At 63.5% G+C, this 19,807-nt stretch carries 17 protein-coding genes and 2 tRNA genes; 18 read left to right on the forward strand and 1 reads right to left on the reverse strand.

Annotated elements, in window-relative coordinates:
• Nucleotides 1–2: 2 nt before the first annotated feature.
• Nucleotides 3–878 carry a LysR family transcriptional regulator gene (locus ACF8MI_RS01475; RefSeq protein ID WP_060498777.1) on the reverse strand — a complete coding sequence of 292 codons (876 nt, stop codon included), beginning with the start codon at nt 876–878 and terminating at the stop codon, nt 3–5.
• 130 nt (nt 879–1,008) lie between these two features.
• Here ACF8MI_RS01475 and leuC point away from each other — a divergent pair, with 130 nt between their 5' ends.
• The 18 genes from leuC to ACF8MI_RS01565 all read left to right on the forward strand — a co-directional run bounded on the left by leuC (nt 1,009) and on the right by ACF8MI_RS01565 (nt 19,739).
• A complete protein-coding gene (leuC, locus tag ACF8MI_RS01480) occupies nt 1,009–2,442 on the forward strand; it encodes a 3-isopropylmalate dehydratase large subunit (RefSeq protein ID WP_060498772.1) in 1,434 nt (477 codons plus the stop codon).
• On the forward strand, nt 2,439–3,083 hold the full coding sequence (gene leuD, locus ACF8MI_RS01485; protein WP_104835291.1) for a 3-isopropylmalate dehydratase small subunit: 645 nt from the start codon (nt 2,439–2,441) through the stop codon (nt 3,081–3,083). Before leuC ends, leuD begins: the two co-directional genes overlap by 4 nt.
• 87 nt (nt 3,084–3,170) lie before the next feature.
• A complete protein-coding gene (locus ACF8MI_RS01490) occupies nt 3,171–3,935 on the forward strand; it encodes a class I SAM-dependent methyltransferase (RefSeq protein ID WP_060498774.1) in 765 nt (254 codons plus the stop codon).
• A gap of 54 nt (nt 3,936–3,989) precedes the next feature.
• Nucleotides 3,990–5,072, forward strand: a complete 1,083-nt coding sequence (gene leuB / locus ACF8MI_RS01495; RefSeq protein ID WP_104835290.1) for a 3-isopropylmalate dehydrogenase — start codon at nt 3,990–3,992, stop codon at nt 5,070–5,072.
• Between the two features lie 63 nt (nt 5,073–5,135).
• Nucleotides 5,136–6,248 carry an aspartate-semialdehyde dehydrogenase gene (asd, locus tag ACF8MI_RS01500; protein WP_060498778.1) on the forward strand — a complete coding sequence of 371 codons (1,113 nt, stop codon included), beginning with the start codon at nt 5,136–5,138 and terminating at the stop codon, nt 6,246–6,248.
• A 195-nt stretch (nt 6,249–6,443) separates the two neighbouring features.
• Nucleotides 6,444–7,448, forward strand: a complete 1,005-nt coding sequence (locus ACF8MI_RS01505; RefSeq protein ID WP_060498779.1) for an aspartate-semialdehyde dehydrogenase — start codon at nt 6,444–6,446, stop codon at nt 7,446–7,448.
• A gap of 71 nt (nt 7,449–7,519) precedes the next feature.
• Nucleotides 7,520–10,309: a FimV/HubP family polar landmark protein gene (locus ACF8MI_RS01510; RefSeq protein ID WP_060498780.1), complete on the forward strand. Its 2,790-nt coding sequence runs from the start codon at nt 7,520–7,522 to the stop codon at nt 10,307–10,309.
• 99 nt (nt 10,310–10,408) lie between these two features.
• Entirely contained in the window at nt 10,409–11,263 is an 855-nt protein-coding gene (gene truA / locus ACF8MI_RS01515; protein WP_060498781.1) for a tRNA pseudouridine(38-40) synthase TruA, read from the forward strand.
• Between the two features lie 61 nt (nt 11,264–11,324).
• Nucleotides 11,325–11,945 carry a phosphoribosylanthranilate isomerase gene (locus tag ACF8MI_RS01520; protein ID WP_200929185.1) on the forward strand — a complete coding sequence of 207 codons (621 nt, stop codon included), beginning with the start codon at nt 11,325–11,327 and terminating at the stop codon, nt 11,943–11,945.
• 219 nt (nt 11,946–12,164) lie between these two features.
• Nucleotides 12,165–13,058 (forward strand): acetyl-CoA carboxylase, carboxyltransferase subunit beta, encoded by an 894-nt coding sequence (gene accD, locus ACF8MI_RS01525; protein WP_060498783.1) that lies wholly within the window; start codon nt 12,165–12,167, stop codon nt 13,056–13,058.
• The gene (gene folC, locus ACF8MI_RS01530; RefSeq protein WP_060498784.1) at nt 13,058–14,365 is read left to right on the forward strand and encodes a bifunctional tetrahydrofolate synthase/dihydrofolate synthase; all 1,308 of its coding nucleotides are present in this window, start codon (nt 13,058–13,060) and stop codon (nt 14,363–14,365) included. The genes accD and folC overlap by 1 nt, the downstream gene beginning before the upstream one ends.
• Nucleotides 14,349–15,008, forward strand: a complete 660-nt coding sequence (locus tag ACF8MI_RS01535) for an SPOR domain-containing protein (RefSeq protein ID WP_104835287.1) — start codon at nt 14,349–14,351, stop codon at nt 15,006–15,008. The genes folC and ACF8MI_RS01535 overlap by 17 nt, the downstream gene beginning before the upstream one ends.
• A 178-nt stretch (nt 15,009–15,186) precedes the next feature.
• Nucleotides 15,187–15,744: a CvpA family protein gene (locus tag ACF8MI_RS01540; protein WP_060498786.1), complete on the forward strand. Its 558-nt coding sequence runs from the start codon at nt 15,187–15,189 to the stop codon at nt 15,742–15,744.
• A 42-nt stretch (nt 15,745–15,786) separates the two neighbouring features.
• Nucleotides 15,787–17,292: an amidophosphoribosyltransferase gene (gene purF, locus ACF8MI_RS01545; protein WP_060498787.1), complete on the forward strand. Its 1,506-nt coding sequence runs from the start codon at nt 15,787–15,789 to the stop codon at nt 17,290–17,292.
• Nucleotides 17,293–17,308: 16 nt separating this feature from the next.
• On the forward strand, nt 17,309–18,520 hold the full coding sequence (locus ACF8MI_RS01550; protein ID WP_060498788.1) for an O-succinylhomoserine sulfhydrylase: 1,212 nt from the start codon (nt 17,309–17,311) through the stop codon (nt 18,518–18,520).
• Nucleotides 18,517–19,290 carry an SDR family oxidoreductase gene (locus tag ACF8MI_RS01555; RefSeq protein ID WP_200929186.1) on the forward strand — a complete coding sequence of 258 codons (774 nt, stop codon included), beginning with the start codon at nt 18,517–18,519 and terminating at the stop codon, nt 19,288–19,290. Before ACF8MI_RS01550 ends, ACF8MI_RS01555 begins: the two co-directional genes overlap by 4 nt.
• 230 nt (nt 19,291–19,520) lie before the next feature.
• Nucleotides 19,521–19,596, forward strand: a tRNA-Val gene (locus tag ACF8MI_RS01560).
• A gap of 66 nt (nt 19,597–19,662) precedes the next feature.
• Nucleotides 19,663–19,739: transfer RNA gene (locus ACF8MI_RS01565), tRNA-Asp, on the forward strand.
• The last annotated feature ends 68 nt before the right edge of the window (nt 19,740–19,807 follow it).

Consider the following 19,807-nt stretch of genomic DNA (forward strand, 5'->3'; position numbering starts at 1 on the left):
GGTCAGGCGGACCCTGCGTGGCTGTCGAGCAGGGCCATGAATGCCCTGGCCGCGTTCGATAGCGTACGCTCGGTGTGCAAAATGTAGCCTAGCTGGCGCGACAGCTGTATGCCGGGCAAAGCGATGGGTGCAACCTGTTCGTCGAGCATGGTGCGCGGCAGCACGCTCCAGGCCAGGCCGATCGACACCATCATCTTGATGGTTTCCAGGTAGTTGGTGCTCATGGCGATGTTCGGCGTGAGGCCCTGGCTTTCGAACAGGCGCTGGACGATGTGGTGGGTAAAGGTGTTGCCGCCGGGGAAAACCGCCGGGTGACGGGCCACATCGGCCAGGCCGACCGCATTGTTGGCTAGCGGGTGCTCGGGGGCGGCGACAAAATCCAGGGCGTCGTCCCACACGGGCACCGCCTTGACCAAGTGATGCGGCTCGGGCGCCAGGGTGATCACGGCGATTTCGGCGCGACCATGCAGAATCTCGTCGTAGGCCTGTTCTGAATCGAGAAACTGAATATCCAGCGCCACGGCCGGGTACTGGCGGGTGAACGCCCGTAATAGCGGGGGCAGGCGGTGCAGGCCGATGTGGTGGCTGGTGGCCAGGGTGAGGCGACCGCTCACTTCCCCCGACAAATTGGTCAGCGCACGTCGGGTATCATCAAGGACGTTGAGGATCTGGTAGGCCCGGGGCAGCAGGGCGCGTCCGGCCTCGGTCAGGGTCACCTCGCGGCCCAGGCGGTCGAACAGGCGCACATCCAGCTGCTGCTCCAGCCCGGCGATGCGCTTGCTGATGGCGGGCTGGGTCAGGAACAGGCGTTCAGCCGCCCCGGAGAAGCTGCCGGTTTCGGCAATGGCGATGAAGGCGCTGAGGTTGGCCAGGTCCAAGGGTTGCATTCCTCTTGGTTATGCAAAGGATAAAAATTATGAATTTGAGTTATTCAATCTAACCCCATAGCATCGTCCGTACAAGCCAAGGGGTCTTTGGCATAGAAAGACGCTGATGAGGAACAGTCTGATGGCTGGCAAAACGCTCTACGACAAACTCTGGGAAGCCCATGAGGTCAAGCGCCGTGATGACGGCTCGTCCTTGATCTACATCGACCGCCACATCATTCACGAAGTGACGTCGCCCCAGGCCTTCGAAGGCCTGCGCCTGGCTAACCGCAAACCGTGGCGCATCGACGCCAACATCGCCACGCCCGACCACAACGTGCCGACCACGCCAGAGCGCAAGGGCGGTATCGAGGCCATCGTCGACCAGGTGTCGCGCCTGCAGGTGCAGACCCTCGACGAAAACTGTGACGAATACGGCATCGTCGAATTCAAGATGAACGACGAGCGCCAGGGCATCGTACACGTCATCAGCCCGGAGCAGGGGGCCACCTTGCCCGGCATGACTGTGGTCTGCGGCGACTCGCACACCTCCACCCACGGCGCTTTCGGTGCCCTGGCCCATGGCATCGGCACCTCCGAGGTCGAGCACGTGCTCGCCACCCAGTGCCTGGTCGCCAAGAAGATGAAGAACATGCTGGTACGCGTGGAAGGCCAATTGCCGGCCGGCGTAACCGCCAAGGACATCGTGCTGGCCGTGATCGGCAAGATCGGCACCGCCGGTGGCAACGGCCACGCCATGGAGTTCGCGGGCAGCGCCATCCGTGGGTTGTCGATGGAAGGCCGCATGACCATCTGCAACATGTCCATCGAAGCCGGTGCCCGTGTGGGCCTGGTGGCGACCGACGCCACCACCGTTGCCTATGTCGAAGGCCGCCCGTACGCGCCGAAGGGCGAGCAATGGAAGCAGGCAGTCGAATCGTGGAAAGACCTGGTGTCGGATGACGACGCCGTGTTCGACACCGTGGTCGAGCTGGATGCCAGCCAGATCAAGCCGCAAGTCAGCTGGGGCACCTCGCCCGAGATGGTGTTGGCCGTAGACCAGCGCGTACCGGACCCGGCCGCCGAAGCCGACCTGGTCAAGCGTGGTTCGATCGAGCGCGCCTTGAAGTACATGGGCCTGACCGCCAACCAGGCGATCACCGACATCCAGCTGGACCGCGTGTTCATCGGCTCGTGCACCAACTCGCGTATCGAAGACCTGCGTGCCGCGGCAGAGATCGCCAAGGGCCGCAAGGTGGCCGCGACCGTCAAGCAAGCCATCGTCGTGCCGGGTTCGGGCCTGGTCAAGGCACAGGCCGAGCGTGAAGGCCTGGACAAGATCTTCCTCGAAGCCGGTTTCGAATGGCGTGAACCAGGCTGCTCGATGTGCCTGGCGATGAACCCTGACCGCCTGGAGAGCGGCGAGCATTGCGCGTCCACCTCCAACCGCAACTTCGAAGGCCGTCAGGGCGCCGGTGGCCGTACCCACCTGGTCAGCCCGGCCATGGCCGCCGCTGCTGCGGTAACCGGCCACTTCATCGATGTCCGCGAGTTGATCCAAGGGAGCGCAGCATGAAAGCCTTTACCCAGCACACTGGCCTCGTCGCGCCGTTGGACCGTGCCAACGTCGACACCGACCAGATCATCCCCAAGCAGTTTTTGAAGTCGATCAAGCGCACCGGCTTTGGTCCTAACCTGTTCGACGAATGGCGTTACCTGGACGTGGGCCAGCCCTACCAGGACAACAGCAAGCGCCCGGTGAACCAGGAGTTCGTGCTCAACCACGAACGCTACCAAGGTGCCAGCGTGCTGCTGGCGCGGGAAAACTTCGGTTGCGGCTCCAGCCGTGAGCACGCCCCTTGGGCGTTGGACGAGTACGGTTTCCGCAGCATCATCGCGCCGAGTTTTGCCGACATCTTCTTCAACAACAGCTTTAAGAACGGCTTGCTGCCGATCATCCTCAGCGATGAAGAAGTGGACGAGTTGTTCAAGCAGGTCGAAGCCAACCCGGGCTACCAGCTGACCATCGACCTGCAAGCGCAGGCGGTGACCCGGCCGGACGGCAAGGTGCTGCACTTCGAGATCGATGCGTTCCGCAAGCACTGCCTGCTCAACGGCCTGGACGACATCGGCCTGACCCTGCAGGACAGCGATGCGATCAAGGCCTTCGAAGGCAAGCACCGTGCCGGGCAGCCTTGGCTGTTCCGGGATGCCTGATTATTGGTAGATGGCAGTACCGGCCTCTTCGCGGGCTTGCCCGCGAAAGGGCCGGAACAGGCGAAACAAATCCAAAAGGATTGAGACATGACCAGCACCAACCATACCGACGTGGTCCAACGCCAGTTCGGCGAACAGGCCAGCGCCTACCTCAGCAGTGCCGTGCATGCCCAGGGCAGTGAATTCGCCCTGCTGCAGGCCGAGCTGGCAGGGCAGGGCAATGCCCGCGTGCTGGACCTGGGCTGTGGTGCCGGTCATGTCAGTTTTCACGTTGCCCCGCTGGTGAGCGAAGTGGTCGCCTACGACCTGTCGCAATCCATGCTTGACGTGGTCGCCAGCGCCGCCGCCGAGCGCGGCCTGGCCAATATCACCACCGAGCGCGGTGCCGCCGAACGCCTGCCGTTCGCCGATGCCTCGTTCGAATTCGTCTTCAGCCGCTACTCGGCCCACCACTGGAGCGACCTGGGCCTGGCCCTGCGCGAGGTGCGCCGGGTACTAAAGCCGGGTGGCGTGGCAGCGTTCATTGATGTGATGTCACCGGGCAGCCCGCTGCTCGACACCTACCTGCAAACGGTCGAAGTGCTGCGCGACACCAGCCATGTGCGTGACTACTCCGCCGCCGAATGGCAGCGTCAGGTCAGCGAGGCTGGCCTGCATGTGCGCAGTCACACCCGCCAGCCCTTGCGCCTGGAGTTCGGCAGCTGGGTGGAGCGCATGCGCACTCCCGAGCCAATGCGCGTGGCCATCCGCCAATTGCAGCAAGCCATGGGCGAAGAAGTACGGCAGTATTACCAGATCGAGGCCGATGGCTCGTTCAGCACCGATGTGCTGGTGCTGTGGGCCGAGCGTTAAGCACTTTTCGGTGGGGCCCGTTTGGTCGCACCGCGTGAATGGATAGAGGAAAGCATGAGCAAGCAGATTCTGATTCTCCCAGGTGACGGTATCGGCCCGGAAATCATGGCCGAAGCGGTCAAGGTGCTGGAGCTGGCCAACGACAAGTTCCAGCTTGGCTTCAGCCTGGAGCACGACGTGATCGGTGGCGCCGCCATCGACAAGCACGGCGTGCCGCTGGCCGACGAAACCCTGGAGCGTGCGCGCAAGGCCGATGCCGTGCTGCTGGGCGCCGTGGGCGGGCCGAAGTGGGACAAGATCGAGCGCGACATCCGCCCGGAGCGTGGCCTGCTGAAAATCCGTTCGCAGCTGGGCCTGTTCGCCAACCTGCGCCCGGCCATCCTCTACCCGCAACTGGCCGATGCCTCGTCGCTGAAGCCGGAAATCGTCTCGGGCCTGGACATCCTCATCGTCCGTGAGCTGACCGGCGGCATCTACTTCGGTGCCCCGCGTGGCCAGCGCGAGCTGGAAGGTGGCGAGCGCCAGGCCTACGACACCCTGCCGTACAGCGAAAGCGAAGTGCGCCGCATTGCCCGTGTCGGCTTCGACATGGCCCGCGTGCGTGGCAAGAAGCTGTGCTCGGTAGACAAAGCCAACGTACTGGCTTCCAGCCAGCTGTGGCGTGAAGTGGTCGAAGACGTGGCCAAGGACTACCCGGATGTGGAACTGAGCCACATGTACGTCGACAACGCCGCCATGCAACTGGTGCGTGCACCCAAGCAGTTCGACGTGATGGTGACCGACAACATGTTCGGTGACATTCTGTCGGATGAAGCTTCCATGCTCACCGGTTCCATCGGCATGCTGCCTTCGGCGTCGCTGGATGCCGACAACAAGGGTATGTACGAGCCGTGCCACGGCTCGGCGCCGGACATCGCAGGCCAGGGCATTGCCAACCCGCTGGCGACCATTCTGTCGGTGTCGATGATGCTGCGTTACAGCTTCAATCAGTCGGCTGCCGCCGAAGCGATCGAGAAGGCCGTGAGCCTGGTGCTGGACCAGGGCCTGCGCACCGGCGACATCTATTCGCAAGGTTGCCGCAAAGTTGGTACGCAGGAAATGGGCGACGCAGTAGTCGCAGCGCTGCGGAATCTGTAATCTCTCTGGCCCGCCACCCCAAATTTCCGGTGGCGGCCCACTTTTAGCAAAGGTGTAGTTGCGATGAAACGTGTAGGTCTGATCGGTTGGCGCGGTATGGTCGGTTCCGTGCTCATGCAGCGGATGCTGGAGGAGCAGGACTTCGACCTTATCGAGCCGGTGTTCTTCACTACCTCCAATGTTGGCGGCCAGGGCCCGAACGTGGGCAAGGATACAGCGCCGCTCAAGGACGCTTATTCGATTGAAGAACTCAAGACCCTCGACGTGATCCTGACCTGCCAGGGCGGCGACTACACCAACGAGGTCTTCCCCAAGCTGCGTGAAGCCGGCTGGCAGGGTTACTGGATCGACGCCGCATCGTCCCTGCGCATGCAGGATGACGCGGTCATCATCCTCGACCCGGTCAACCGCAAGGTCATTGACCAGCAGCTGGACGCGGGCACCAAGAACTACATCGGCGGCAACTGCACCGTCAGTCTGATGCTGATGGGCCTGGGCGGCCTGTTCGAAGCCGGCCTGGTGGAATGGATGAGCGCCATGACCTACCAGGCAGCCTCGGGTGCCGGCGCGCAGAACATGCGCGAGCTGATCAAGCAGATGGGTGCCACCCACGCCGCCGTGGCCGATGACCTGGCCAACCCGGCCAGCGCCATCCTCGATATCGACCGCAAGGTTGCCGAGACCATGCGCGGTGATGCATTCCCGACCGAGAACTTCGGTGTGCCACTGGCGGGCAGCCTGATCCCGTGGATCGACAAGGAACTGCCGAACGGCCAGAGCCGCGAAGAGTGGAAGGCCCAGGCCGAAACCAACAAGATCCTCGGTCGCTTCAAGAGCCCGATCCCGGTCGACGGCATCTGCGTGCGCATCGGCGCCATGCGCTGCCACAGCCAGGCGCTGACCATCAAGCTGAACAAAGACGTACCGATCGCCGACATCGAAGGCATGATCAGCCAGCACAACCCTTGGGTGAAGCTGGTGCCGAACCAGCGTGAAATCAGCATGCAGGAACTGACCCCGACCAAGGTCACCGGCACCCTGAACATCCCGGTTGGCCGCCTGCGCAAGCTGAACATGGGTTCGCAGTACCTGGGCGCGTTCACCGTGGGTGACCAGCTGCTGTGGGGTGCGGCAGAACCGCTGCGCCGCATGCTGCGGATCCTGCTGGAGCGTTGATCGTTCTGGTTTGAGCAGAAAACCGCGCTCGCAACAGCGCGGTTTTTTTTGCCTGAAGGTTTTGTGCTTTTGCCATTGGCCGTTTGCCGTCAAGCCGGCCCCTCAGGTACTGTGCAGGGATGCAGGCGATATTGGCCTCGCCCGGGCAATGCGAGTAAAGTGCCGCTCCCGTTTCGCCAGAGGCAGCCTGCAACAATGAACCCTACATTCGATATCGCCGTCGTCGGCGCCACCGGCAGCGTCGGTGAAACCCTGGTACAGGTGCTCGAAGAACTGGCGTTCCCGGTCGGCACCTTGCACCTGCTGGCCAGCATGGAGTCGGCGGGCAGCAGCGTGATGTTCGCCGGCAAGAAGCTCAAGGTGCGCGAGGTGGACAGCTTCGACTTCGCCCAGGTCAAGCTGGCCTTCTTCGCCACAGGTGCCGCAGTCAGCCGCAGCTTTGCCGGCAAGGCACTGCAAGCAGGTTGCACCGTCATTGACCTGTCCGGCGGCCTGGACGACGCCCTGGCCCTGGTACCCGAAGCCAACGCCGAACGGCTGGCTGGCCTGGCGCTGCCGGCACGCATTGTCAGTCCGTGCTCGGCCGCCGTTGCCGTGGCTGTCGCGCTGGCACCGCTCAAGGGCCTGCTGGACATAGACCGGGTGCAGGTAATGGCATCGCTGGCGGTGTCTGCACAAGGCCGTGAGGCGGTCAGCGAGCTGGCCCGTCAAACGGCAGAGCTGCTCAATGCCCGGCCGCTGGAGCCGCGCTTCTTCGACCGCCAGGTGGCTTTCAACCTGCTGGCCCAGGTTGGCGCGGCCGACGAACAAGGCCACACGGCGCTGGAACGCCGGCTGGTCAACGAGTTGCGCGTGCTGCTTGGCATGCCTGAGCTGAAGATTTCCGTGAGCTGCGTTCAAGTCCCGGTGTTTTTCGGCGATAGCTTCAGTGTGGCCGTGCAGAGCCGTCGCCCGGTCGACCTTGAAGCGGTCAACCAGGCCCTGGACGCAGCCGACAGCGTAGAGCGGGTGGAACGTGATGATTATCCGACCCCGGTTGGTGACGCAGTAGGCCAAGACGTGGTCTATGTTGGTCGTGTACGTCACGGTGTTGATGAAGACCAGCAGCTCAATCTCTGGCTGACCACCGACAACGTGCGCAAAGGCGCCGCGCTCAATGCCGTGCAAGTGGCGCAATTGTTGATTAAACACATGCCGTAAAAGATACTGGCGAGCACTTTTGTCCTGCTCCGCATGCAGGTTTCGGGACGATTCATACAAGGGAAGAGGTCATGCTTCGAATTCGCAAACTGGTTCTGGCCATGGCTGCAGCATCGGCGCTGTCGTCTGGCATGGCGAATGCGCTGGGCCTGGGGGAGCTGACCCTGAAGTCGGCACAGAATCAGCCGCTGGACGCCGAGATCGAATTGCTCGATGTGCGCGACCTCAAAGCCGCCGAAGTGGCGCCTAGCCTGGCGCCACCGGAAGAGTTCAGCAAGGCCGGGGTGGCGTTTCCGACCTACCTCGAAGACCTGACCTTCACACCGGTGATCAACCCCAACGGTAAAAGTGTGCTGCGGGTTACCTCCAGCCAGCCGCTGCCGGGGCCGGTGGTCAAGTTCCTGGTTCAGGTGATGTGGCCGCAAGGCCGCCTGCTGCGCGACTACAGCGTGCTGCTTGACCAGGCCAAGGCCCAGGGCGACAAGCCGGCTGCAGGCAATGTGACACCGGCCACAACCGGTGCCAGCAGCTACACCACCCAGCGCCGCGACACCTTGTGGCAGATTGCCGCGCGCAACACGCAAGGTGGCTCGATCCAGCAGACCATGATCGCAATCCAGGCGCTGAACCCGGATGCCTTCATCGGCAACAACATCAACCAGCTGAAGGTGGGCCAGGTACTGCGCCTGCCCGACCAGCAGCAGATCCAGAACATTCCGAAGGGCGAGGCCAACAGCGAAGTGGCCGAGCAGTATGCCGCCTGGCGTGAAGGCCGGCGCCTGGGGCCGCGTGCCCGCCAGCTCGACGCTACCCGCCGTGGTGCCGCCGAGGCTGCGCCGGCGCGCATCGCCCAGGGCGACAACTTGCGCCTGGTCAGCCCGGGCAACCAGGCCGGTCAGACCAAGGCGTTGAATGACAAGCTGGCGGTGGCCCAGGAAAGCCTGGATACCAGCCGGCGCGACAACGAAGAACTGAAAAGCCGCATGTCCGACCTGCAGAGCCAGCTGGACAAGCTGCAGCGTCTGATCGACCTGAAGAATGACCAGTTGGCCCGCCTTCAGGCCCAGGGTGTGGCAGCGCCGGCTACGGCTGCCGCTGCCGCCAAGCCGGCTCAGCCGGCGGCAACTGCCCAGCCGGCGGCTAAGCCCGCACCGGCTGCCGTCGATACCGCGCCCAAGCCGGTGCCGGCAGCCAAGCCTGCGCCTGTCGGGCAGCCGAATGGCGCGCTCGACCAGATCCTGGGCAACCCATGGCTGATCGGGATAATTGCCGGTTCCAGCCTGCTGGTGCTGGCACTGCTGCTGTGGCTGCTGGCGCGCAAGCGTAAAGCCCAGCAAGAAGCTGAAAAGCACCTGCGTATGGCACGGGCGCTGGAGGAAGAGCAGGGCACAGGCTTCGACACCGATACCGAGAGCCTCGATGGTGTCGAAGTTTCGGAGCCGAGCGTTATCCTGTCGCCAGCCGTGGTCGCCGCTTCAGCCGCCGCTGCCGTTGCTGCGGAAAAAGTGGCTGAGCCTTCTGCCGAGTCGGCGCCGGAAGCTGAGCCGCAAGCCGACCCGCATGCCGCGCTGTTGGCGGAGGTTGACCAATGCCTGGCCGAAGGCCGCCTGAACCGCGCTACTGACCTGCTTGAGCCCGCCGTGGCTGGTGCGCCGGAACGTGACGACCTGCGCCTGAAGCTGATGGACGTGTACGCCCGCCAGGGTGACCAGAGCGCGTTCGCCGAGCAGGAGCGCAAGCTGCCGGCCAGCGAGCAGAACATTGCCGAAGTCGCCGGGTTGAAAGAACGTTACCCCGCCATGCTTGGCCTGGCCGCTGCCGGGCTGGGCGCGGCGGCACTGGCTGCCGAGATGGATGAGCAGTACGTGCAGGAGTTGCTGCACGATGAGGCCGAGGCACCAGTGGTTGCCGACGTGGTGCCTGAAGAAGTGCCTGAATTCGAGCCGCAAGTGGAGGCTGAGCCAGAGGTCGTCGCGCAAGCGGAGCCTGAAGCCGTGTTCGAGCCAGAAACCGAGCTGGATGCCTTCGATGATGTGCCGACCCTTGATGTGTCGGGCCTGGAAGCGCATGGCCTCGATGAGCAGGATCTGGACAGTGCCTTCGACTTGAGCCTGGGTGAAGACCTGCCCGAAGAAGACCCGCTGGCCGCGCCGCTGCTGGACGAGTCCGTGCAGCAGGAGCCAGTACCTGACGAGTTGGTCATTGCCGAGCCTGTGCTGGATGAGCCTGCGTTTGAAGAGGCTCAGCCAGAAGAACCGCCGTTTGCCGTAGATGCCGAACTGCAAGCCGACGCTGACGCCGATTTCGAGGCCATGCTGGACCAGGCCGAGCCGCAGCCAGCCGTGGACCTGTCTGACTTCGACCTTGATGTCAGTGAGCCGGTTGCCCCGGCCGCGCCAGATGCCGTTGAAGCGGCCCCGGTGGATGTTGCCGCCGAACTGGCTGCCTTCGACAGTGAGCCGGCATTCGAACCAGTCTCCGATTTCGACCTACCGTCGGACTTTGACCTGTCGTTGTCGCTGGAAGATGATTCGCCGGCGGCCAAGCGCTTTGCCTCGGAGCTCGACGACGTCAACGCCGAGTTGGACAAGCTGTCGCAGAGCCTGGAATCGCCCTCTCTGGAGCCGCATTTCACTGCAGAAGACGCGGTTGCGCAGCCGGATCCCGAGCCGCCACTGGACGACCTGGACTTCGACTTCTTCTCCGGCAGTGACGAAGTGGCCACCAAGCTCGACCTGGCCCGCGCCTACATCGACATGGGCGACAGCCAGGGTGCGCGCGACATCCTTGATGAAGTGGTCAAGGACGGCGACGACGGTCAGCGCCAGGAAGCCGAGGACATGCTCTCTCGCCTGGTTTGATATCGTCCTCAAATGAAGTGCACATCAACGGCAGCCCTACACGGCTGCCGTTGTCGTTATACTCCCCGCCATTCCGTACACCCCACAGGTTTCAAACGCTTGGACATTATCGACACCGCCACCACCGAATCCGCGGCCGAAGGCTACTCCCGCATCGCCCTGGGCGTCGAATACAAAGGCGCGCGCTACCGCGGCTGGCAGCGCCAGGCCAGCGGCGTGCCAAGTGTCCAGCAGGCCCTGGAGCAAGCATTGTCCAAAGTCGCGAACGAGCCGATTTCGGTGATCTGCGCCGGGCGTACCGACGCCGGTGTCCACGGCTGCGGGCAGATCGTGCACTTCGACACCCGCGCTGTGCGCGACGAGCGCGCCTGGACCATGGGCACCAACTTCAACTTGCCGCACGACATCAGTGTGGTCTGGTCGCGGCCGATGCCGGCCGATTTCCATGCACGCTTCAAGGCTTGTGCCCGGCGTTATCGCTACGTCATCTACAACGACCCGATCCGCCCGGCGCACCTGGCCGAGGAAGTCACCTGGAACCACCGCCCGCTGGATGTCGAGCGCATGGCCGAGGCTGCGCAGTTCCTGCTCGGCACTCACGACTTCAGTGCCTTCCGCGCCAGCCAGTGCCAGGCCAAGTCGCCGGTCAAGCACATCTACCACCTGCGCGTTACCCGCCATGGCCAGATGATTGTGCTGGACGTGCGCGCCACCGCGTTCCTGCACCACATGGTGCGCAACATTGCCGGTGTGTTGATGGCCATCGGTGCCGGCGAGCGCCCCGTTACCTGGGCGCGTGAAGTGCTGGAAGGGCGCGACCGCCGTGAAGCCGGGGTCACGGCCCATCCATACGGGCTGTACCTGGTGCAGGTCGAGTACCCCGAGGAATATGCACTGCCCCAGCGTTACATCGGTCCACACTTTTTGACCGGCTATGAGGCGTTGGCAGACTGACGGGCGAAAAGTCATTTGCTAACATCCGGCCTTTCACCGGAATAACCAGGGTTCGCTGTCCATGAGCAATGTTCGCAGCAAGATCTGTGGGATCACCCGTATCGAAGACGCACTGGCCGCTGCCGAAGCGGGGGCCGATGCCATCGGTTTCGTCTTCTATGCCAAGAGCCCTCGCGCCGTGGACGTGCGCCAGGCGCGTGCGATCATTGCAGAACTGCCACCGTTCGTGACCACGGTCGGGTTGTTCGTCAACGCCTCGCGTTGCGAGCTGAACGAGATCCTCGAAGTGGTTCCGCTGGACCTGCTACAGTTCCACGGCGACGAAACGCCACAGGACTGCGAAGGCTACCACCGCCCCTGGATCAAGGCCCTGCGTGTTCGTCCGGGGGACGACCTGGAGGCGGCCTGCCAGCAGTACGCGGGCGCGCGCGGCATTTTGCTGGATACCTACGTGGCGGGAGTGCCGGGGGGAACCGGAGAGGCGTTCGACTGGTCTCTGGTGCCGGAGCGCCTGAGCAAACCGATCATCCTGGCGGGCGGGCTGTCGGCCGATAACGTCGGCCAGGCCATTGCCGAGGTGCGGCCTTACGCGGTGGATGTCAGCGGTGGCGTCGAGCAGGCCAAGGGCATCAAGGATGCCGCGAAGATCGAGGCGTTCATGCGGGCCGTTAAACAGGCGTGATGGCAGATGTGACGGCTGGCTGCGCGCCATCGTCCATAACTTTCGCAGCCCTGCTGGGCAGCTGCCTGCACAGGTGGCAGAACAACAAATTAGCGGTGGAGCGGTGCGCTGGAAGCCCCGGCGGCCGGTCCATCATCGTTTGATAAAAGATTTTGAGCTCAAGGGCAGGGCAGGGCCGGCGACACCGGCCCCCGCCTGCCAATACTGGAGAAAGAAAGCATGAGCAACTGGTTAGTCGACAAACTGATCCCTTCGATCATGCGTTCCGAGGTGAAGAAGAGCTCGGTGCCTGAAGGCCTGTGGCACAAGTGCCCGGCTTGCGAGGCCGTGCTGTATCGTCCGGAGCTGGAAAAGACCCTGGATGTCTGCCCCAAGTGCAACCACCACATGCGCATCGGCGCACGTGCGCGCATCGACATCTTCCTCGACGCCGAAGGCCGTGCCGAGCTGGGTGCCGACCTGGAGCCGGTCGACCGCCTGAAGTTCCGTGACGGCAAGAAGTACAAGGACCGCCTGGCCGGCGCCCAGAAGCAAACCGGCGAAAAAGACGCCCTGATCTCCATGAGCGGCACCCTGATGGGTATGCCGATCGTGGTCAGCGCCTTCGAGTTCTCGTTCATGGGCGGTTCCATGGGTGCCATCGTCGGCGAACGCTTCGTGCGTGCGGCCAACTACGCCCTGGAGCACCGCTGCCCGATGGTCTGCTTCTCCGCTTCGGGCGGTGCACGTATGCAGGAAGCGCTGATCTCGCTGATGCAGATGGCCAAGACCTCGGCCGTGCTGGCGCGCCTGCGCGAAGAAGGCATCCCGTTCATCTCGGTACTGACCGACCCGGTGTACGGCGGCGTTTCCGCCAGCCTGGCGATGCTCGGCGACGTCATTGTCGGTGAGCCAAAAGCCCTGATCGGCTTCGCCGGCCCACGCGTGATCGAGCAGACCGTACGCGAGAAGCTGCCAGAAGGCTTCCAGCGCAGCGAGTTCCTGCTGGAACACGGTGCCATCGACCTGATCATCTCCCGTGGCGAACTGCGCCCGCGTCTGGCCCGCCTGCTGGCGCAGATGACCGGCCAGGACACCCCGGAGCAAGCGCGTGAGGCGGCAGCCGTCGCGTGATGAAACAGCGATCCCTGGGCGAGTGGCTCGCCTACCTCGAGCAGTTGCACCCCTCGGCCATCGACATGGGCCTGGAGCGGTCGCAGAAGGTGCTTGCCCGGCTGGCGCTGGGCAAGCTGGCGCCACGCGTGGTGACGGTAACCGGCACCAACGGCAAGGGTTCCACCTGCGCCTTCGTGGCCTCGCTGCTGCGCGCCCAGGGGCTCAAGGTCGGCGTGTACAGCTCGCCGCACCTGTTGCGTTACAACGAGCGGGTGCTGATCGACGGCCAAGAGGCCAGCGATGAGCGCCTGTGCGACGCCTTCGCCTCCGTCGAGGCGGCGCGGGGCGACATTTCCCTGACCTACTTCGAGATGGGCACGCTGGCTGCGTTCTGGTTGTTCTACCAGTCGCAACTGGATGCCGTGGTGCTGGAAGTGGGCCTTGGTGGCCGCCTGGACACCGTGAACGTGGTAGATGCCGACCTGGCCCTGGTGACCAGCATCGGTGTCGACCATGTCGACTACCTGGGTGATACCCGTGAGTTGGTGGCTTTCGAAAAGGCCGGCATCTTCCGCCCGGGCAAGCCGGCTCTGTGCGGCGACGTGGATCCGCCACAGCCATTGCTGGACAAGGCCGCCGAATTGGCTGCGCCTCTGTTCCTGCGCGGTCGTGATTTCGACCTGACCACTACCGATAGCGCGTGGAACTGGCGGGGTACCGCAGCAGATGGCGCGCAGGTAGAGTTGCGTGACTTGCCATTGCTCGACCTGCCCATGGAGAACGCCACGCTGGCCCTGCAGGCCTACCTGCTGATGGGCCTGCCCTGGGATGCAGGGCAGGTGCGCCAGGCGTTGCTGGCGACCCGCATCACTGGCCGTCTCGACCGCCGTGTGCTGCAGTGGCAGGGTAAGTCGGTAGAACTGCTGCTGGATGTCGGTCATAACCCCCATGCAGCAGAGTATCTGGCCCGTCGGCTGGCGGCTCGCCCGCTCAAGGGGCGCCGTCTGGCAGTGTTCGGCCTGCTCGCCGACAAGGACCTAGACGGCGTTGTCGCGCCGCTGAAGGGCTTGGTCGATGACTGGGCCGTGGCGCCGTTGGATACGCCACGTAGCCGCCCGGCTGCAGAACTGGCCACGGCCTTGACGAACCTCGGCGCTGCGGTGAAGTCTTATGCCAGCGTCGACGCGGCCCTTGAGGGGCAATGCGCGCAGGCGACGGCGGATGACCAGATCCTGCTGTTCGGTTCGTTTTTCTGTGTCGCCCAGGCGCTGGAATGGCTGCAGCGGCACACCCAGGAGGGTGAAGTAGATGGCAGTGCTGGATAAAGGGATTAAACAGCGCATGGTGGGTGCGCTGGTGCTGGTGGCGTTGGCGGTGATTTTCCTGCCGATGCTGTTCACCCGCGAGGACGAGATGCGCCAGGTGCATGTAGAAGCCCCGCAGGCACCGGCCATGCCAAGCCTGCCGGAAGTGAAAGTGGAGCCTGTCGCCGTGCCGGAGCCGCAGGCCATCCCGGAAGACCCGCAGCAACCACCGGTGGTGGTTGACGAGTCCACGGCGCCAGCCAGCACGCCAAGCCAGCCGATCACGCCATCGCCGCAGACCCAGGCGCAGGTTCAGCCTGTCAAGCCACAGGCGCCCAAGGTCGAACCGAAGCCTGCCGCTACCCCTGAGCCGGCCGCACCGGTGGCCAAGCCTGCTGCGCCATCGAAAATCGACGTCAATGGCCTGCCAGTTAGCTGGTCGATCCAGTTGGCCAGCCTGTCCAACCGCGCGGGTGCCGAGAAGTTGCAGCAAACCCTGCGTAGCCAGGGCTATAACGCCTATATCCGTTCGGCGGGTGGGATGAACCGGGTGTACGTGGGGCCGCTGATCGAGCGGGCCGAAGCCGAGCGCACGCGTGATGCTATCAATCGCCAGAACAGCCTCAAGGGCTTTGTGGTGCGTTTCCAGCCAGAACGCAGCTGAACAAGCCATTCGCGGGCAAGCCCGCTCCCACAGTGAAGCGTGACCCATGCCGTGGCGCAGTCCCTGTGGGAGCGGGCTTGCCCGCGAATGGCTTAACGCTAATCCACCTGACATTCCGCTTACTCCCAGCCCGCCGCTCTGGTAAAATGCGCCGCCTCAAACGTCTGCAGGCAGCACCGTGGCATTTACCTTGGTTGATTGGGCGATCATCGCGATCATCGCCGTCTCCACACTGATCAGTCTCAAGCGCGGCTTCGTCAAGGAAGCCTTGTCCTTGCTCATCTGGATCATTGCCGGTGCGGTTGCCTGGATGTTCGGCGGTTCGCTCTCGGTGTATCTTGAAAGCTATATCCAGACGCCATCGATGCGCGTCATTGCGGGCTGCGCCATTCTTTTCGTCGCCACCTTGCTGGTGGGGGCCATGGTCAACTTCCTGGTCGGCGAGCTGATCCGTGTCACCGGGCTGTCCGGCACCGATCGTTTCCTGGGCATGGCCTTCGGGGCCGCGCGCGGGGCCTTGCTGGTAGTGGTGGCCATAGGCCTGATCAGCCTGGGGCCGGTTCAACAAGACACCTGGTGGCAGGAATCACGCCTGATACCACAATTTCTCTTGGTCGCCGACTGGTCGAAAAACCTGATTCTGGGTTTCACCGGCCAGTGGACGCCCAGTGGGCTGATCAGCGCTCCGGCTGATCTTCCGTTCAAGGAACAGTTGCTCAGGCCGTCCAAGCCCTGAGCGCTATTCACTCAAGTTTCGTCAAAGTAGGGGTTGCGTCGCATGTGTGGCATCGTCGGTATCGTCGGTAAGTCGAACGTCAATCAGGCGCTGTATGACGCGCTTACGGTCCTCCAGCACCGCGGCCAGGACGCTGCCGGTATCGTGACCAGCCATGACGGCCGGTTGTTCCTGCGCAAGGATAATGGCCTGGTGCGCGATGTGTTCCAGCAGCGCCACATGCAGCGCCTGGTGGGCAGCATCGGCATTGGCCACGTGCGTTACCCGACAGCGGGCAGCTCGACCTCGGCCGAGGCCCAGCCGTTCTACGTCAACTCGCCGTATGGCATCACCCTGGCACACAACGGCAACCTGACCAACGTCGAGCAGCTGGCCAAGGAGATCTACGAGTCTGACCTGCGCCACGTCAACACCAACTCCGACTCGGAAGTGCTGCTGAACGTCTTCGCCCATGAGCTGGCGGTACGCGGCAAGCTGCAACCGACCGAAGAAGACGTGTTCGCTGCGGTTTCCCACGTGCACAGTCGCTGTGTCGGCGGTTATGCCGTGGTGGCGATGATCACCGGCTACGGTATCGTCGGCTTCCGCGACCCCCATGGCATCCGCCCGGTGGTATTCGGCCAGCGTCACACCGACGAAGGCGTGGAATACATGATCGCCTCGGAAAGCGTGGCCCTGGACGTGCTAGGCTTTACCCTGATCCGCGACCTGGCGCCGGGTGAAGCGGTATACATCACCGAAGAAGGCCAGCTGTACACCAAGCAGTGCGCCGAAGCACCGAAGTTGCAACCGTGCATCTTCGAGCATGTCTACCTGGCCCGCCCGGACTCGATCATGGATGGCGTGTCGGTGTACAAGGCCCGTCTGCGCATGGGTGAAAAACTGGCCGACAAGATCATGCGCGAGCGCCCCGAGCACGACATCGACGTGGTCATCCCGATCCCGGACACCAGCCGCACCGCGGCCCTGGAACTGGCCAACCGCCTGGGCGTCAAGTTCCGCGAAGGTTTCGTCAAGAACCGCTACATCGGCCGTACCTTCATCATGCCCGGCCAGGCCGCGCGCAAGAAATCGGTACGCCAAAAGCTCAATGCCATCGAGCTGGAGTTCCGCGGCAAGAACGTGATGCTGGTGGACGACTCGATCGTGCGCGGCACCACCTGCAAGCAGATCATCCAGATGGCCCGCGAAGCCGGCGCCAAGAACGTCTACTTCTGCTCCGCAGCCCCTGCGGTGCGCTACCCCAACGTCTACGGCATCGACATGCCGAGTGTTCACGAACTGATCGCCCACAACCGTACCACCGAACAAGTGGCCGAGTTGATTGGCGCCGACTGGCTGGTCTACCAGGACCTGCCGGACCTGATCGACTCGGTCGGTGGCGGCAAGATCAAGATCGACCACTTCGATTGCGCGGTATTCAACGGTGAGTACGTCACCGGGGATATCGACGAAGCCTACCTCGACCGCATCGAGCAGGCCCGTAACGACCTGGCCAAGGTCAAGAACCAGGCCGTCAGCGCGATCATCGACCTCTACAACAACTGATTTCGGGAGCGACGGCATGACGGATCAATGGGATGCCGGACGACTGGACAGTGACCTCGAGGGTGTCGGTTTCGACACCCTGGCGGTGCGCGCCGGTCAACACCGTACACCCGAGGGCGAGCACAGCGAAGCGCTGTTCCTGACCTCCAGCTACGTGTTCCGCACGGCGGCCGATGCTGCTGCGCGCTTTGCCGGTGAAACGCCGGGTAACGTTTACTCGCGCTACACCAACCCGTCGGTACGTGCCTTCGAGGAGCGCCTGGCGGCGATGGAAGGTGCCGAGCAGGCCGTGGGCACGTCCACCGGCATGGCGGCGATCCTGGCCGTGGTGATGTCGCTGTGCAGCGCCGGTGACCATGTGCTGGTGTCGCAGAGCGTATTCGGCTCGACCATCAGCTTGTTCGAGAAGTACTTCAAACGCTTTGGCGTGCAGGTGGACTACGTGCCACTGGTCGACCTTGCTGGCTGGGAAAAGGCCATCAAGGCCAACACCAAGCTGCTGATCGTCGAGTCGCCGTCCAACCCGCTGGCCGAGCTGGTCGACATCACTGCGCTCAGTGAAATCGCCCATGCCCACGGTGCCATGCTGGTGGTGGACAACTGCTTCAGCACACCCGCGCTGCAGCAGCCGCTGAAGCTGGGTGCCGACATCGTGTTCCACTCGGCCACCAAGTTCATCGACGGCCAGGGCCGCTGCATGGGCGGCGTGGTTGCCGGCCGTGCCGAGCAGATGAAGGAAGTGGTGGGCTTCCTGCGGACCGCAGGCCCGACCCTCAGCCCGTTCAACGCCTGGATCTTCACCAAGGGCCTGGAAACGCTGCGCCTGCGTATGCGTGCGCACTGTGAAAGCGCCCAGGCCCTGGCCGAGTGGCTGGAGCAGCAGGATGGCGTGGAGAAGGTGCATTACGCCGGTCTGCCTAGCCACCCGCAGCACGCACTGGCCAAGCGTCAGATGAGCGGCTTTGGTGCGGTGGTCAGCTTCGAGGTCAAGGGCGGCAAAGAGGGCGCTTGGCGCTTCATCGATGCGACCCGGGTGATTTCCATCACCACCAACCTGGGGGACAGCAAGACCACCATCGCCCATCCGGCCACCACCTCCCACGGCCGCCTGTCGCCGCAGGAGCGTGAAGCTGCAGGCATCCGCGACAGCCTGATCCGCGTTGCCGTGGGCCTGGAAGACGTGGCCGACCTGCAGGCAGACCTGGCACGCGGGCTGGCGGCACTGTGATCGAAATCGGCGGCAGTGTGCCAGGCCACAACGGCCGGGTAGCCCTGGTAACCGGTGCCGCGCGCGGCATCGGCCTGGGCATTGCCGCCTGGCTGATCTGCGAAGGTTGGCAGGTGGTACTCAGCGACCTTGACCGCCAGCGCGGTGCAAAGGTGGCCAAGGCCCTGGGTGACAACGCCTGGTTCATCACCATGGACGTTGCCGACGAGGCTCAGGTCAGTGCCGGGGTGTCCGAGGTGTTGGGGCAGTTTGGTCGGCTGGACGCGTTGGTGTGCAATGCGGCGATTGCCAATCCGCACAACCAGACGCTGGAAAGCCTGAGCCTGGCGCAGTGGAATCGGGTACTGGCGGTCAACCTCAACGGGCCGATGCTGCTGGCCAAGCATTGCGCGCCGTACTTGCGTGCGCACAATGGAGCGATCGTCAACCTCACCTCTACCCGGGCGCGGCAGTCCGAGCCCGATACCGAGGCCTACGCCGCGAGCAAGGGTGGCCTGGTGGCCTTGACCCATGCCCTGGCGATGAGCCTGGGCCCGGAGATTCGCGTCAATGCGGTGAGCCCGGGCTGGATCGATGCCCGTGACCCGTCGCAGCGCCGTGCCGAACCGCTGACCGAAGCCGACCATGCCCAGCACCCGACGGGCAGGGTAGGGACGGTGGAGGATGTGGCGGCGATGGTGGCTTGGCTGCTGTCGCGTCAGGCTGCCTTCGTCACCGGCCAGGAGTTTGTGGTCCATGGCGGCATGACTCGCAAGATGATCTACACCTGAGCGGCAAGCTTCTAGCTGCAAGCTGCAAGCTGCAAGAAGGGACCGCGAGGCCCCTTCGTCATTTTGAAGGTTCCAAAATCGAACAGACCACAGCTGACTTTTTCTTGCGGCTTGAAGCTTGAGGCTTGCAGCTGCTTTGAAAAAAAATTCAATGGGGCTATTGACTTAGCTTCGCCATCTGCGTAAATTTCGCGGCCTCAGCGAAGCAAACGCAACAAGCAACATCGCGAGGGTGATTAGCTCAGCCGGGAGAGCATCTGCCTTACAAGCAGAGGGTCGGCGGTTCGATCCCGTCATCACCCACCACTTCCTGAGATGTTCCTGACGCTTCAGGTTTCGCAAGAAACCGAAAGCCAGAGAGGAGCGCACTGCGCAGCGGTAGTTCAGTCGGTTAGAATACCGGCCTGTCACGCCGGGGGTCGCGGGTTCGAGTCCCGTCCGCTGCGCCATTTTTCAGTAACAGATGGGTGCCTGGCACCGGTCTGAAGCCACAAGGTAAAAACCTTTGGCTGATCCC

The sequence above is a fragment of the Pseudomonas sp. yb_9 genome (genome assembly GCF_043103635.1).
GTDB classification, from domain to species: Bacteria; Pseudomonadota; Gammaproteobacteria; order Pseudomonadales; family Pseudomonadaceae; genus Aquipseudomonas; species Aquipseudomonas monteilii.